This window comes from Lysinibacillus sp. ZYM-1, from assembly GCF_001308875.1.
Taxonomy (GTDB): Bacteria; Bacillota; Bacilli; order Bacillales_A; family Planococcaceae; genus Lysinibacillus.
This window is the reverse complement of record NZ_KQ465118.1, coordinates 119,380-134,006: the sequence shown is the minus strand read 5'-3', so window position 1 is coordinate 134,006 and position 14,627 is coordinate 119,380. Positions and strand designations below refer to the sequence as shown.

The window sequence follows — 14,627 nt, the reverse complement described above, 5'->3', positions numbered from 1 at the left end:
CAGCGTTCGTCCTGAGCCAGGATCAAACTCTCCATAAAAGAAATTTGATAAGCTCAAATTGTTTTGCTGGCATCAATTTTGATGTCCAAAATTTTGTTTTGTTCACTAGCGAGGCTAGCTACTAAAAACTTTATTGATTACGTTTTGCTTGTTCAGTTTTCAAGGTTCATGTTTTGCTTTGTTTTAGCGTGTCACCGTGGCGACTTGTATAATACTACACGCTTAATTTTAAAAGGTCAACACTTTTCCTAAAAAAAGTTTAACTTTTTTCTCGACGTAGTATTACTTCCTATATTAATAATCAAAATATATTTTTGACTACAAATGATATTTTCACCCTTTATGTCAATGTTATACCGCTATTCAAAATATAATTTTATCATATTCTACAATAAAAATTTAATAGATTTTTTCAGAAAAAAACTGAACAAAAAAACTCGGCATTAAACCGAGTTTTAAAATGGGAAAAAGAATGGGATAGCTATCATCATGACAATAAACATAACAATTTGTAATGGAATCCCTATTCTTACGAAATCCATAAATTTGTAGCCCCCAGCTGTCATTACAAGCGCATTAGTCGGGGAAGCAATTGGTGTGGCAAATGCCATGCTTGCCGCTACTGCTACTGCAATCATAAATGTTGTGGGACTAACCTCCATTGCTATTGCGGCACTCATGGCTATCGGTGCAAACAATACAGCCGTTGCCGTATTACTAATAAATTGCCCAAAGACAGCTGTTAAAATATAAACACCTATGAGTACACCATAGGGACCATAATCACCAAGTGCTTTGATAATACCATCGGATAATATAGCCATGCCTCCTGTTTTTTCTAACGCTGTCGCCATTGGTAGCATTGCAGCCACTAGCACTATACTTTCAAAATTCATATTGCTATACGCATCTTCCATGTTCCGTAAACAACCTGTTAATATCATTAAAACCGCACCAATCATTACTGAAATAACAGCAGGGAAAATTTCGAATGCCATTAACATGATCATAAACAGCATAATAATACCCGCAATACCAGCTTTCCCTGTGGCAGCTGCTACACTCGCGTGTTCCTTAGGTTGACCGACAACCACGACATCCTGAGTCTCTCTTGCTAATAAAAGAATTTCATCCCAAGCACCCTGCACCAAAATAGCATCTCCAAATTTCAACTTATGCGAAACCATATCTTGGAGTTTATAACCACCTTTTCGATTAATGCCAATAATATTTAGGTTGTATTTTTCTCTAAAGCCTAACGAGCTGATCGTCTCATTGATAAAGCTTGAGTTTGGTGTAAGTAATACTTCTGCAATACCAAGATGTTTCGAAACCAATTCATCAGCTTCTCCTTCTACTAACCCTTGCATCTCAAGATGGTAATCCTCAACAAAGTGGCGAACGTCCTCTTCTTCTCCTTGCACATACAGCTCGTCCTTAGCATGAATCACACTTGTTGGACCTGCCATTTCTTGATAAGTCATTGGCAGTAAATTAATGCCCTCTTGTGACTTGCGATGAATTTTCATCATACAGAGCATGTACTTTGCTGGCAGCTTTAACTCTGCTAACGATGTTTCAATAATCGGTGATTCTTCTGGAACAGAGATTTTAAATAGTCGATTATTTAAATCATATTGCTTAATGATTTTCTTTGGTGAGAGTTTATAACCTTCATTTGTTTGAGCACGGTGTTGATCCTTTGGCAACAAAATATTGCGTACAAGCACTAAATAGATTATTCCTGCAATCATACCGACGATACCAATTGGCGTTATTTCAAAAAATCCAAGTTTGCTATATCCCCTATCAACCAATAATTGACTAACAATTAAATTGGTTGGAGACGCAATCAATGTCATAAGACCGGATAGACTGGCTACGTATGAGAGTGGTAATAGAAATTTAGAAGGGCTGACTTTCATGCTAATCGCTATACTCACAACTATTGGCATCATTAATGCCACGGTACCCGTATTACTCATAAAGGCACCGACAGATCCTACAATAATGAGCAATAATACAAATAATTTCAACTCACTATTGCCCGACCATTTAAGTAATAGCTGTCCTGCCATTCCGGCAAGACCTGTACGTAAAATTCCTGCACCCACAACAAAAAGCCCTGCAATCATTAAAACTACAGAGTTCGAAAATCCAGCTAATGCCTCTGCGGGCGTTAGAATATCCGTAATAATAAATGCCAGAAGTGACACAATCGCTACAAGATCTGCTCGGATTCGATTGGTCACAAATGCGAAAATTGTTGCTCCTAAAATAAGAAATGTTAATGTAAGTTGCACATCCATGAATTCCTTTCTAACATTAATCATCAAAATTATTGAATCGACAGTAAAGAGGTGTCAACATTGCTATTTTTATTATAGCTTATGAAGGACTATATATGATAAAATTCACCATCTTTTCAAAATTAAAATAAGCGTGGTACGCAACCACACTTATTTTTAATTTTGATATAGATGATGTTCTTTAATATAGTCATAACAAGCATTAGGCAAGAGATATCTTGGCTCTCCACCCATTGCAAATTCTTCCCGAATATAAGTAGAGCTAATTTCCATGGCTAACCCCTTATCGATAAGATGAAATCTACCATCATCATTATTTCTTAAGATTGGCGAGCGACTAATTGTTGATAACATATCTACCCCATGCCTTGCCATTACAATGAATTTATTTTCAGCAACTAACGCGTCACCCTTCTTCCATAATCCGGCCCCAATGTCTACCAATAAATCTGCACCCATAATAAAATAGATTTCATCTTCCGGGTGTTTTTCCCTAAAGTATTTCATAGTGTCATAAGTGTAGATATTCCATCCCTCTTGAACCATCTCATAGGAATCCGCAATAAACCGATCGTCCTTCGCAATTGCAAACTGTAGCATATTCCACCGATGCCTATCCTCTGTTTTGATAGTTTTATCTTTTCGCTTATTCGAACAGGGTAAAAATATGACCTTATCTAATTTACAGCGGTGCGCAACCGTACTAGCAGTCCAAAGATGGACATTGGTAATAGGATCAAAGGATGAACCATAAATACCTATTCTCGCCATCGTATCTTCCTCCTGTCATTTTCTATCTATTATTCATCTTCTTCGAAATTTTTTCTTTTACGGCCTGAATGATGGCCATCTTGTTATCCCAACAAGCCCGACTTAAATCAACTGGATACTCTTCTGGATTCATCGTTCGTTTGTACTCACACCATAAAAGTTTTAAATTTTCCTTCGCATATGTTTGTGTTTCTTGAATAGTAGGTTCCTCAAATACAACTTTCCCGTTTTCTACAATACTTTCATGTAACTCTATCGCCGTAAAGTTCGTAACAAATTTACTTATATACGTATGAACAGGGTGAAACATTTTTAATCGTTCTATTTTCTGGATGTTTTCCTCATCAAGGGCGATATAGTCACCTTCAGCATGACCATTCTCATTATTAACAATACGGTAGACACGTTTACGCCCGGGAGTTGTTACTTTTTCAGGATTTGCTGAAATTTTAATAGTATCAACCATTTCTCCACTTTCATTTTCAATAGAGACTAACTTGTATACTCCACCAAGTGCTGCTTGATCATAGGCTGTAATCAGCTTCGTACCAATTCCCCATGCATCAATTTGTGCCCCTTGCGACTTTAAATGCATAATAGTATATTCGTCTAAATCATTGGATGCCATAATTTTTGCTTCCGTAAAACCTGCGTCATCTAGCATTTTCCTTGCCACTTTTGAAAGATAGGCTAAATCACCACTATCTAAACGGATACCAATAAAATTAATTCGATCTCCCAACTCCTTCGCTACACGGATGGCATTCGGAACACCTGAGCGTAACGTATCATAAGTATCCACTAAGAATACACAGTCTTTATGTGCATCTGCATATTTTTTAAACGCAATATATTCGTCCCTGTAGGTTTGAATCAAAGCGTGCGCATGTGTTCCTGATACTGGAATACCAAATAATTTTCCTGCACGTACATTACTTGTTGCGGAAAAGCCACCGATATAAGCAGCACGGGTTCCCCAAATAGCAGCATCAAATTCATGAGCACGACGTGTACCAAACTCCATCACAACATCCTCACCTGTCACTTCTTTAATACGCGAAGCTTTCGTTGCGATCAACGTTTGGTAATTCACAATATTCAACAAAGGCGTTTCAATTAATTGAGCCTCTGCCAATGGTGCTTCGATTCGTAAGATAGGCTCATTGGCGAAAACGAGTTCTCCTTCCCTCATACCACTTATAGTTCCTGTAAACTTAAGTTGCTGTAGATATTGAAGAAATTCCTCTGGATATTCCCCTTCTTCGCGTAAATATTCAATATCACTTTGAGAAAATCCAAAGTTATTGATAAACTCAATTACTTTTTTTAAGCCAGCGAATATTGCATAACCATTGCCAAATGGAAGTTTTCTAAAATATAGCTCAAAAACAGCCTTCCGTTGATGAACACCGTCTTTCCAATAAGTCTGAACCATATTTATTTGGTATAAATCTGTGTGTAACATGAAGCTATCATCTGCATATTTCAAGTTGTTCCCTCCATTCTTTAATGTCAAATAACAGTGGCACCAAGTGTATGCTCGAAATGACTTAAAGCCCACTCATGTCCTGTTTGATTAAAAGATGCGACAGCGTTTTTATGAATGACAATATCGAACCCTTTATTATAAGCATCCACTGCAGTATGAAGAACACAGATATCTGTACAAACTCCGATTAAATGAAGCTCTGTAATTCCTCTTTCATGCAATTTTAACTCTAAATCTGTCCCTGCGAAGGCAGAGTAGCGGGTTTTATCTAGAAAATAGACATGTTCCTGCTCTTTATTAGCTTCGTACAATGTTTTTAAGGCACCATATAAATCCCTGCCTTTTGTATGGCGAATATTATGTGGTGGAAATAGTTTTGTTTCAGGATGATAAACATCACCTTGCTCATGAACATCTATAGCCAATACTGTAAACTCACCATTCGATATAAATTCCCTTGTTAAATTTACATTTGCCTGCTCAAGTTGTTGTCCTGGTAATCCACAAGTTAAAGCTCCATCTGTTGCAACAAAATCAACTGTGTAATCAATATTAATTAATGCTCTCTTTTTCATTGTTTATCACTCCATTTTTAATTAGTAATGTTTAAATTACAAATTACTTTACTTTAAAATAATCAGGAAAGACGGATCTTTCCTAATGGTAAATCGATTCTACTACTTCAAAATCATTAAATGTATACAATTGTGAAGGCCTAAACGAATTTCGTTTTGTTTTCTTCGGTTTTCCTTCCTCATCCACTACTTTTTCGATAAAAGGTAATTTAGGAGCTTTAGTAAAGAATACAGAATCGTTAGCAATTCGGGGATCTTCTCCAACTGTCAGAAGTACCCGTTGTAACTCAGATAAGGTAAACTCTTGTGGTAAAAAGTTTTTAGCGACTGTTGTTTGTATCATATCTCTCTTAATAAATTCGAGCGCGTCCGTAATGATTCTACGATGATCAAAGGCTAACTGAAGTGTAAATACATTTTCGATATCAAATAACATTACATCCTCGGCATCGTCATTTGCTTGTCGTTGCTCAATATACTTCTCAGGTACAATTGCATAGAATGCATTTGAAATCATCCAACCGCGAGGATCTCGATCGATTTCATCGTAAACACCAAAGTGCTGAACATGTAGACCCTCTACATTTGTTTCTTCTTTTAATTCTCTTTTAGCTGCGATATAGGCTGTTTCCTTTTGATTCGCATCTACAAACCCACCCGGAAGTGCCCATTTCCCACCTTCAATATTAGGATTGCCCTCAACATCCTTAGTAGCACGCTTAATTAACATAATTTTAAGCTTCATTTTTGGTGGTGCTTTTTCTTCTGTTTTCTCTGAAGTAATCGTAAAAACAGAAATATCAGCCGTGTATCCATCGGGCGTTTTATATTTTGAAGAATCATAATGTGCTAGCACTTCTTCTTCGGTACGATATTTTGTCATCATATAACCCCTTCAATTCATCACAAGGTTTAAGTAATTTGTAATTCATTAATTACTATTTAATTAAATTATAGTCTGTCATTGAATAAATTGCAACCTCTTTATCAATCATCCCTGTGAGTTTTTTCAAGCAAGATCGAAAAGCTCCTCTTCAATCTCTGACATCCACTGAATCAAGAAAAAAGCATAAACAAAGCTTCTACGCCTTATTTATGCCCATATAACTTATTGTTCTTTCAGCAAAATTCCATTTTGTACAACAACTTGCCCATTTTTAATAACTGTATTTGTATGGTTCATGCCATAGAAGTATTGTAATTGTTTGTAGTTAGCAACATCTAGAATAATAACATCAGCTTTTTTATCAGCTTCAAGGGAACCTATTTGTTCGCCTCGATTCAGCGCATATGCCGCATTAATCGTCGTTGCAGTTAGTACTTCCTCCAATGTCATGCCCATATGCATGCAAGCTAAATTCATAATAAATGGTAGACTCATTGTCGGGGATGATCCTGGGTTAAAGTCTGTTGAAATAGCTACAGGTACTCCTTCATCAATCATTAGACGACCTCTAGCGAACGGTGCACGTAAAAAGAATGCTGTCCCTGGTAGCAATACAGCAATTGTACCCGCTTCAGCCATTTTTTGAATACCTTCATTAGAAGCAACTAACAAATGCTCTGCCGAAATGGCCCCTACTTCCGCAGCAAGCTCAGCACCATTATAAGGCTCGATTTCATCGGCATGTATTTTCGGTGTTAACCCGATGGCCTTCCCAGCCTCTAAAATGCGCTGAGATTGCTCTGGAGTAAAGACACCTTTTTCACAAAATACATCATTAAATTCAGCCAGTTCTAGCTCTACAACTTTAGGCAACATATCATGAATGACAACATCCACAAATTCACCCTCACGCCCCTTATAGTCGCGCGGTACTGCATGCGCACCCATAAAAGTACTAATGACATCAATGTCATGTGTTGCTTGTAATTTTTTTGCTACTTCAAGCTGTTTCTTTTCCGTTTCCCAATCCAAACCGTAGCCTGATTTTGCTTCAACGGTTGTCACACCATGCTTTAAAAACACATCTAAGTGCTGCATCGTTTTTTCATACAAATCATCAAAGCTAGTTTCTCGTGTACGTTTTGTTGTGGCATGAATTCCACCACCCGCATTCATAATTTCCATGTAGGTAGAACCATTAAGTCGCATATTAAATTCTTGTTCGCGCGTTCCTCCATGTACTAGATGCGTATGGCAGTCCACTAAACCTGGCATAACAACCTTACCAGAAGCATCAATCGTATCAGCTTTCTTTACTAGTTCTGGGAAATCTACTTCTAGTTGTTTAAAAGCCCCAACAGCTAAAATACGATCTCCCTCAATAAGGATACTACCATTCTCCACTATCGCAATTTCTCGCATTTGCTCTTTCGTGCGTGGTCCTTGTACATTACTTTTTAATGTAATCACTTCATTGGCATTTTTGATTAAAATGGTCACTTTCCATCACCCTTTAACATTGGTATATGCACACCTTTGTTTTTAGCTGTCTGAATAGCAATGTCGTAGCCTGCATCCGCGTGGCGGGCAACACCCATTCCAGGATCCGAAATTAACACGCGAGCAATTTTCTCTGCCGCTAACTTCGTGCCGTCTGCCACTAACACTTGCCCTGCATGCTGTGAATAGCCCATCCCTACACCGCCACCATGATGGACACTTACCCAGCTAGCACCGCTCGCTGTATTAACAAGAGCATTTAAAATCGGCCAATCCGATACTGCATCTGAACCGTCCAACATTCCTTCTGTTTCACGATTTGGCGATGCCACTGAACCTGAATCGAGATGATCTCGACCAAAGACAATCGGTGCTGATAACTCACCATTCGCTACCATTTCATTTACTTTTAACGCAAAGCGATGACGGTCTCCATAGCCTAGCCAGCAAATACGGGCAGGTAACCCTTGCCATTTAACCATTTTTTGCGCCATATCGATCCAATTGACAAGACCTTCATCTTCTGCAAACATCTCTTTTGCAAGTGCATCAGTTTTATAAATATCCTCAGGGTCTCCTGAAAGTGCTGCCCAGCGGAATGGCCCTTTCCCTTCACAGAACAATGGACGAATATAAGCTGGTACAAAACCTGGGAAATCAAAGGCATTTGTTACACCCATCTCTTTCGCATAGGCGCGAATATTATTACCATAATCAAAAACTTCGGCTCCAGCCACTTGGAACTCTAGCATTGTACGAACATGCTCTGCCATAGTTTCTTTTGCTCTTCGCTCATATGTTTTTACATCTGATTTACGAAGTTCTAATGCTTCCTCAAATGTCATGCCATTTGGTACATAGCCATTAATCGGGTCATGTGCAGAGGTTTGATCTGTTACAAAGTCTGGAATAATCCCTCGATCTAACAGTTCACGATTGATGTCTGCACAGTTACCAACAAGGCCAATCGAAGATGGCTCCTTCTGGTCACATAATTTATTGACTAATGCAATCGCTTCATCCACAGTTTCCACGATGTAATCGCAATAACCTTCTCTTATTTTACGTTCAATACGGGCGCGATCTACTTCTACAACTAGAATCACAGCGCCTGCCATTTTCCCAGCTAAAGGCTGCGCACCACTCATACCACCCATACCACCTGTTAGGATGAATTTACCCCGTAAATCTGCGGTGCCGAACACTTTTTTCCCTGCTTCTACAAATGATAAATAAGTGCCTTGTAAAATACCTTGTGCACCTATATAAATCCAGCTACCAGCAGTCATTTGACCATACATCATTAAATCTCGATCTTCTAATTCATAGAAGTGATCCCAATTAGCCCATGCAGGTACGAGGTTGGAGTTGGCAATTAAAACACGTGGAGAATGTTCATGTGTACGAAATACAGCTACTGGCTTCCCAGATTGAATCAATAGTGTCTCATCATTCTCTAATTCTTTTAAAGAAGCAATAATTCGCTCATAGCTTTCCCAATTACGAGCCGCCTTCCCTATGCCACCATAAACAATCAGCTCATCTGGATTCTCCGCTACTTCAGGATCAAGATTGTTCATCAGCATACGCATTGCTGCTTCCTGTGTCCATCCCTTACATGTCAGTTCATTTCCACGTGGTGCACGAATATCTGTTTTAAATACCATAAAAACACGCTCCTTTAAAATAATAAAAATGCGAAATGTTGCATGAAAAATTCAACCCACTCTTAATAAAATTGAATATTCTGACTTAGATGCAGATACTCCCTCACAAAGCAGAGGCGACTCGGAAAACCAAGCCTTGCCTCAGCCTTTACAACAGAAAGCTGTTTAATAAAAATTACACATACTCCTTTACTAGAGCATCACTTGTTAATAAATATTTCGCCAACGCCTCAATTTCGTCTCCAATCGGTTGATCTGCTAATAGTGGCGGGCAGAACTCACGGACTTTCTCTAAATACTTCCGTGTGGTTGGTGATAATTGCTCTTCCGCTTTATCTAAATGAATAGCCTGTGAAGCACAAATCATTTCTATTGCTATAACCAATGCAGCATTATGGACAATCTGACGTACTTGACGAGCTGAAGTTGTCCCCATACTCACATGGTCTTCCTGATTCCCTGATGTAGGGATTGAATCTACACTGGAAGGATGCGCCAACACTTTGTTTTCTGAGACAATAGATGCTGCTGTATATTGAGCAATCATCAGTCCGCATTCAATTCCAGGGTTTGTCGCTAAAAATGGTGGCAACCCTTCATTTAACTGCGGATTTACCATTCGTTCTGTACGACGTTCTGAAATATTAGCCCATTCGCTTACACCAACTTTTAAAAAGTCCATCGCTAAGGCAATTGGCTGACCATGAAAATGGCCTCCTGATAATACTTCACCACTTTCTAAAACAATCGGGTTATCGGTTGTAGCGTTCATTTCTGTTTGTATTCGGTTCTCTGCGTAAAAGAATGACTGCCAAGAAGCACCATGTACTTGTGGAATACAGCGCAATGAATAAGCATCCTGCATACGAATTTCTCCTTGCTTTGTCACTCGCTTGCTGCCCTCAAGCCACTTACGAATACGACCACCAACAAGTTCCAACTCTGGATGCGGCCTTACTGCTAAAAGGGCAGGATCAAACGCTGATGTAATACCTTTCAATGCTTCTAGTGTTAAACTAGCAGCCATATCCGCCGCAAGCCCAATTCGTTCAGCCTCATTAACCGTTAAGACACCGATACCTGTCATAGCTTGTGTACCGTTTACAAGTGCCAGCCCCTCTTTTGCTTGGAGTCGAACAGGTGATAATCCTGCCTGCTGTAGTGCCTCACTGCCGCTCATCACTACTCCATTAAATTCAGCCTTACCTTCTCCCACCAGCACTAAAGCCAAGTGCGATAATGGCGCTAAATCACCACTTGCTCCAACCGAACCCTGTGACGGGACAATTGGGTGAACTCCTTTATTAATAAAATTCAGTAATAGCTGTACAGTTTCCTCACAAATACCTGAAAATCCTCGAGCTAAAGCATTAGCACGTAAAACCATCATGGCACGGACAACATCAGTTGGAAAAGGCTGACCAACACCCGTAGCATCCGATCGTAATAAATTCAGTTGTAATAGCTCAATATCTTCTTCCTCAATTTTTATATTGCTAAGTTTGCCAAACCCTGTATTCACACCATAAATTGTTTGCCCTTCTGCTAAACGCTTTTCAATACGCTCTCTACTTAAACGAATACGTTCTATACTATCTGCAGCTAGTGCAACTGTTGCATGCCCTTTAACAATTTCCTCAATTTGTTGTCTTGTTAATGTATTGCCATCAAGCTCGATGATCGACTTCACATGACATCCCCCTATTCCCTTTATGGCTTATGTAAAAATTCATTTTGACGTAATACCTAAAACATCCGCAATCAACTTCGTTTAAGCGTTTTCATTCCAAATGAGTTTTCTGCTGAATGATGGTCAATTACTCTATTTACATTGTACTAACTACTTTTTTCAGAATATAGAGAATTTTAAAAGAGAAAACATGATTTTTTTCAGATTCCTATGTTATTTTTAATAATATAATCGTATTTTCATACGAAACTAGAATATTTTAAGCGAGGTTAGATGTTATGAAGCTGTTATTAATCGATCGGGATCCCACTGAACTAGCAGGCATTAAGTGGTTTTTACATACCTATTTTCCGGGTGATGTCCTCATTGAAATGTGCACCATTATTTCAGAGGTACCTCACAGCATTCAACAATTTGAACCTGATGCCGTACTGTTAAATATCGACTTAATCCCTAATAATCGCTTAACTACTCTTTATCGAGATCTACAAAAACTTTCCGGTGCTATTTTAGCCACGACGACAGAGCCATTATTTAAAAATGCATTGAAAGCCATTGATTTACAGGTAGCTCATTTGTTTGTGAAGCCCATTGATTTAGAAGTATTAAAGCAAAAGCTTACAGCTATTTCCCTGCGCTCACCACAAATCACAGATTATACGCAGGAGGCTGCAAATGAATCCTTTTATTCTCATTTATTTTTAGATAATAAATCTAACTCTATTGAAACTGGGATACACTTTACAATGATTGAACCTGAACATACCGAAACCTTTAACAAGCTTTACAATTGGCTTCAACAAACACCTATTCACTTCCATATGAAAACCTATCCTTTATCAAATAGAATCGTCTGCCTTTTCCAAACACAAGACATAAAAATGGTGGAGAAGGATGTACGCACACTTATGAAAGAATGGCGTTTGATTAGCAATAGTTCTTTAAATATTGGGATATATGATGGACCCGCTACAAGCATTAAAAATATGTATACATTAACAAAACGCGCACTCCATCAAAGTTTTTACGAAGGATTTGGCCATATTTTTTATGCCAGCAAACAATTTGAAACACAGCCCTTCGATCCCTTACTAACGCCAGAAGAACAACAATTATTAATAAGCAGTTTGGAGGAGGGTAACCTCGAAGCCGTGAAAACATTTTTATATCGACTTTCTAATGAAGGCATATATTACGAGCAAGATGACCTACGCATTCATCTGACGAGTGTCTTAGCACAAATTCGACGCTTTATGTTGAAATATAAATTACATGAAAAAGCTGTCATTGAACAAAATTATCGCCAGCTTTTTCATTTAATTATTGAGCATCCTATTTTTTATACGATTCTCAATGGCATTATTTCTTTCACACAGCGATTAATAGAATTAGCACGGGAAGCCCGTATGGAGAAAAGAGCCGATTATGTTGAGTTAGCTTTAGAAATTATTGATCAGCAATTTAAAGATAGTTCCTTGTCTCTTCCCTTTGTTGCTCATAAGCTCGGCATCAGCCCCAATTATTTAAGTACAATTTTTTCGAAGAAACAAGGCTTGCCATTTAAGCGATATTTACAGCAAGTTAGAATTCAAAATGCCATTAAAATGCTACTCGAAACAGATTTTGCAATTAGTGAGATTGCTCATTTAAACGGTTTCGATGACCCGAATTATTTTATTAAGCTGTTTAAGCAACATATCGGTATGACCCCACACCGATATCGAAAGAACTAATAGAGAATAGTTTAATAATTTTCAATTAGTTAATTTCATTTTCAATAAAAGCTCTTTAGCATATCGTCAAATCTTATACTTCATTTCATTTACTTTATCGTTATTTTTCATATCTAGTTTATTTAAAGCCAGATTTCAGATGAATATTATGCATAAAAGGGATATCCAGCGCATATAATTATAGTTTGTATTTTAATATAAAAATTCTTTAACGATAATTATTATAATGTACTAGCAATTCTATTTTATATTTGTTATAGTTATAGACGAAGAGTTTGACTTACATTTTTTTCAGGAGGTAAACTAATATGACAAACGCAAATGATCGTAGCCGTCGTTTTACAACAGCAGGTGGTGCTCCAGTAGTAAGTAACCATGACTCTATGTCAGCAGGTCCACGTGGCCCTCTTTTACTTCAAGATGTATGGCTAGTTGAAAAATTAGCAAACTTCAATCGTGAAGTGATTCCTGAACGTCGTATGCACGCTAAAGGTTCAGGTGCATTTGGTACTTTTACTGTAACGCATGATATTACTCAATATACTAAAGCTAAAATCTTCTCAGAAGTCGGCAAGAAAACAGAAATGTTTGCACGTTTCTCCACAGTTGCTGGTGAACGTGGTGCAGCAGATGCAGAACGCGATATTCGTGGCTTTGCCCTTAAGTTCTATACAGAAGAAGGTAACTGGGATTTAGTAGGGAACAATACGCCTGTATTTTTCTTCCGCGACCCATTACACTTTACAGATTTAAACCACGTGGTAAAGCGTGATCCACGTACAAATATGAAAAATGCCAATTCTAACTGGGATTTCTGGACTCTATTACCAGAAGCACTTCACCAGGTGACAATTGTAATGTCCGACCGTGGTATTCCAACTGGTTACCGTAATATGCATGGTTTTGGTTCTCACACATATAGCTTTATCAATGCTGATAATGAGCGTGTTTGGGTTAAATTCCACTTCCGTACAGAGCAAGGCATTAAAAATTTAACAGGTGCTGAGGCAACTGAGGTAATCGGTCAAGACCGTGAATCTTCACAACGTGATTTATATGAAGCAATTGAAAAAGGCGACTTCCCTAAATGGAAAATGTATATTCAGGTAATGACAGAGGAGCAAGCTCGTGAGCTGCCCTACAACCCATTTGACTTAACAAAAGTATGGTATAAGAAAGACTTCCCATTAATTCCTGTAGGTGAGTTTGAGTTAAATAAAAATCCGGACAACTACTTTGCAGAAGTTGAACAAGCTGCATTTGCACCATCTAACATCGTTCCTGGTATTAGCTTCTCACCTGACAAAATGTTACAAGGCCGTATCTTTGCATACGCGGATGCACAACGCTACCGTTTAGGCGTAAACCACTATACGCTTCCTGTTAACGCACCAAAATGTCCATTCCGTACTTTCCACCGTGATGGCGCTATGCGTTTTGATGGCAACCTTGGTTCAACATTAGGCTATGAACCAAATAGCTATGGTGAATGGGAGCATAATTTAGACCATAAAGAACCTGAGTTACGCATTGATGGTCATGCAGGTATTCATGACTTCCGTGAAGACGATAACAATTACTTCGAGCAACCAGGTAAGCTTTTCCGTCTAATGACTGTAGAAGAAAAACAACGTCTATTCGAAAATACAGCTAATGATATGGCTTCTGTTGAAGAATTCATCAAACGTCGTCACATTCTTCACTGCTATTTAGCTGACCCAGCATATGGTGAAGGTGTCGCAAAAGCGATGGGTCTTTCATTAGAAGGTATGGATCTTACAAATCCATACGTAAAACAAACAACAAACGTTTAATATTCCACTTATTATTGATATCCAAATCCAACTTTTACTCCATGTGAATTGATCATTCACATGGAGCTTTTTTTATGTATCAATTGCGATTTTCCAAACTCATTCAAACTGCCCGCTTCAAATTTGTGGCATCTGCTAGAGACATTAATTTTAATTCGGCTAACCTCCACTTTAGAGGTAGTGAATCATTATA

10 protein-coding genes are annotated in these 14,627 nt (G+C 38.3%); 2 read left to right on the top strand and 8 right to left on the bottom strand.

Annotation, left to right across the window (positions count from 1 at the left end; all coding sequences use genetic code 11):
* Positions 1-455: 455 nt before the first annotated feature.
* From AO843_RS12345 to hutH, 8 genes are all read right to left on the bottom strand, one after another.
* Positions 456-2,309, bottom strand: coding sequence for an SLC13 family permease (locus AO843_RS12345; protein WP_054611400.1), 1,854 nt, complete (start codon positions 2,307-2,309; stop codon positions 456-458).
* A 156-nt stretch (positions 2,310-2,465) separates the two neighbouring features.
* Positions 2,466-3,080, bottom strand: coding sequence for a nicotinate-nucleotide adenylyltransferase (nadD, locus tag AO843_RS12340; RefSeq protein WP_054611399.1), 615 nt, complete (start codon positions 3,078-3,080; stop codon positions 2,466-2,468).
* A gap of 22 nt (positions 3,081-3,102) precedes the next feature.
* Positions 3,103-4,569 (bottom strand): nicotinate phosphoribosyltransferase, encoded by a 1,467-nt coding sequence (locus tag AO843_RS12335; protein WP_082389455.1) that lies wholly within the window; start codon positions 4,567-4,569, stop codon positions 3,103-3,105.
* A 23-nt stretch (positions 4,570-4,592) separates the two neighbouring features.
* Complete coding sequence (locus tag AO843_RS12330; protein WP_054611398.1) at positions 4,593-5,144, bottom strand: cysteine hydrolase family protein; 552 nt, start codon at positions 5,142-5,144, stop codon at positions 4,593-4,595.
* Between the two features lie 82 nt (positions 5,145-5,226).
* Positions 5,227-6,027, bottom strand: a complete 801-nt coding sequence (locus AO843_RS12325) for an NUDIX domain-containing protein (RefSeq protein ID WP_054611397.1) — start codon at positions 6,025-6,027, stop codon at positions 5,227-5,229.
* A gap of 225 nt (positions 6,028-6,252) precedes the next feature.
* Complete coding sequence (gene hutI / locus AO843_RS12320; protein WP_054611396.1) at positions 6,253-7,530, bottom strand: imidazolonepropionase; 1,278 nt, start codon at positions 7,528-7,530, stop codon at positions 6,253-6,255.
* On the bottom strand, positions 7,527-9,197 hold the full coding sequence (gene hutU / locus AO843_RS12315; RefSeq protein WP_054611395.1) for a urocanate hydratase: 1,671 nt from the start codon (positions 9,195-9,197) through the stop codon (positions 7,527-7,529). The genes hutI and hutU overlap by 4 nt, the downstream gene beginning before the upstream one ends.
* A 175-nt stretch (positions 9,198-9,372) precedes the next feature.
* Positions 9,373-10,887, bottom strand: coding sequence for a histidine ammonia-lyase (hutH, locus tag AO843_RS12310; protein WP_054611394.1), 1,515 nt, complete (start codon positions 10,885-10,887; stop codon positions 9,373-9,375).
* 278 nt (positions 10,888-11,165) lie between these two features.
* Here hutH and AO843_RS12305 point away from each other — a divergent pair, with 278 nt between their 5' ends.
* Both AO843_RS12305 and AO843_RS12300 read left to right on the top strand, forming a co-directional pair.
* Complete coding sequence (locus tag AO843_RS12305; RefSeq protein ID WP_054611393.1) at positions 11,166-12,620, top strand: response regulator transcription factor; 1,455 nt, start codon at positions 11,166-11,168, stop codon at positions 12,618-12,620.
* 308 nt (positions 12,621-12,928) lie between these two features.
* A complete protein-coding gene (locus tag AO843_RS12300) occupies positions 12,929-14,434 on the top strand; it encodes a catalase (protein WP_054611392.1) in 1,506 nt (501 codons plus the stop codon).
* The last annotated feature ends 193 nt before the right edge of the window (positions 14,435-14,627 follow it).

What these genes read in the sequence shown, in the direction of transcription:
- AO843_RS12345 (WP_054611400.1), bottom strand. Translation starts at nt 2,309, where the DNA reads ATGGATGTGCAACTTACATTAACATTTCTTATTTTAGGAGCAACAATT.
- nadD (WP_054611399.1), bottom strand. Translation starts at nt 3,080, where the DNA reads ATGGCGAGAATAGGTATTTATGGTTCATCCTTTGATCCTATTACCAAT.
- AO843_RS12330 (WP_054611398.1), bottom strand. Translation starts at nt 5,144, where the DNA reads ATGAAAAAGAGAGCATTAATTAATATTGATTACACAGTTGATTTTGTT.
- AO843_RS12325 (WP_054611397.1), bottom strand. Translation starts at nt 6,027, where the DNA reads ATGACAAAATATCGTACCGAAGAAGAAGTGCTAGCACATTATGATTCT.
- hutU (WP_054611395.1), bottom strand. Translation starts at nt 9,197, where the DNA reads ATGGTATTTAAAACAGATATTCGTGCACCACGTGGAAATGAACTGACA.
- AO843_RS12305 (WP_054611393.1), top strand. Translation starts at nt 11,166, where the DNA reads ATGAAGCTGTTATTAATCGATCGGGATCCCACTGAACTAGCAGGCATT.
- AO843_RS12300 (WP_054611392.1), top strand. Translation starts at nt 12,929, where the DNA reads ATGACAAACGCAAATGATCGTAGCCGTCGTTTTACAACAGCAGGTGGT.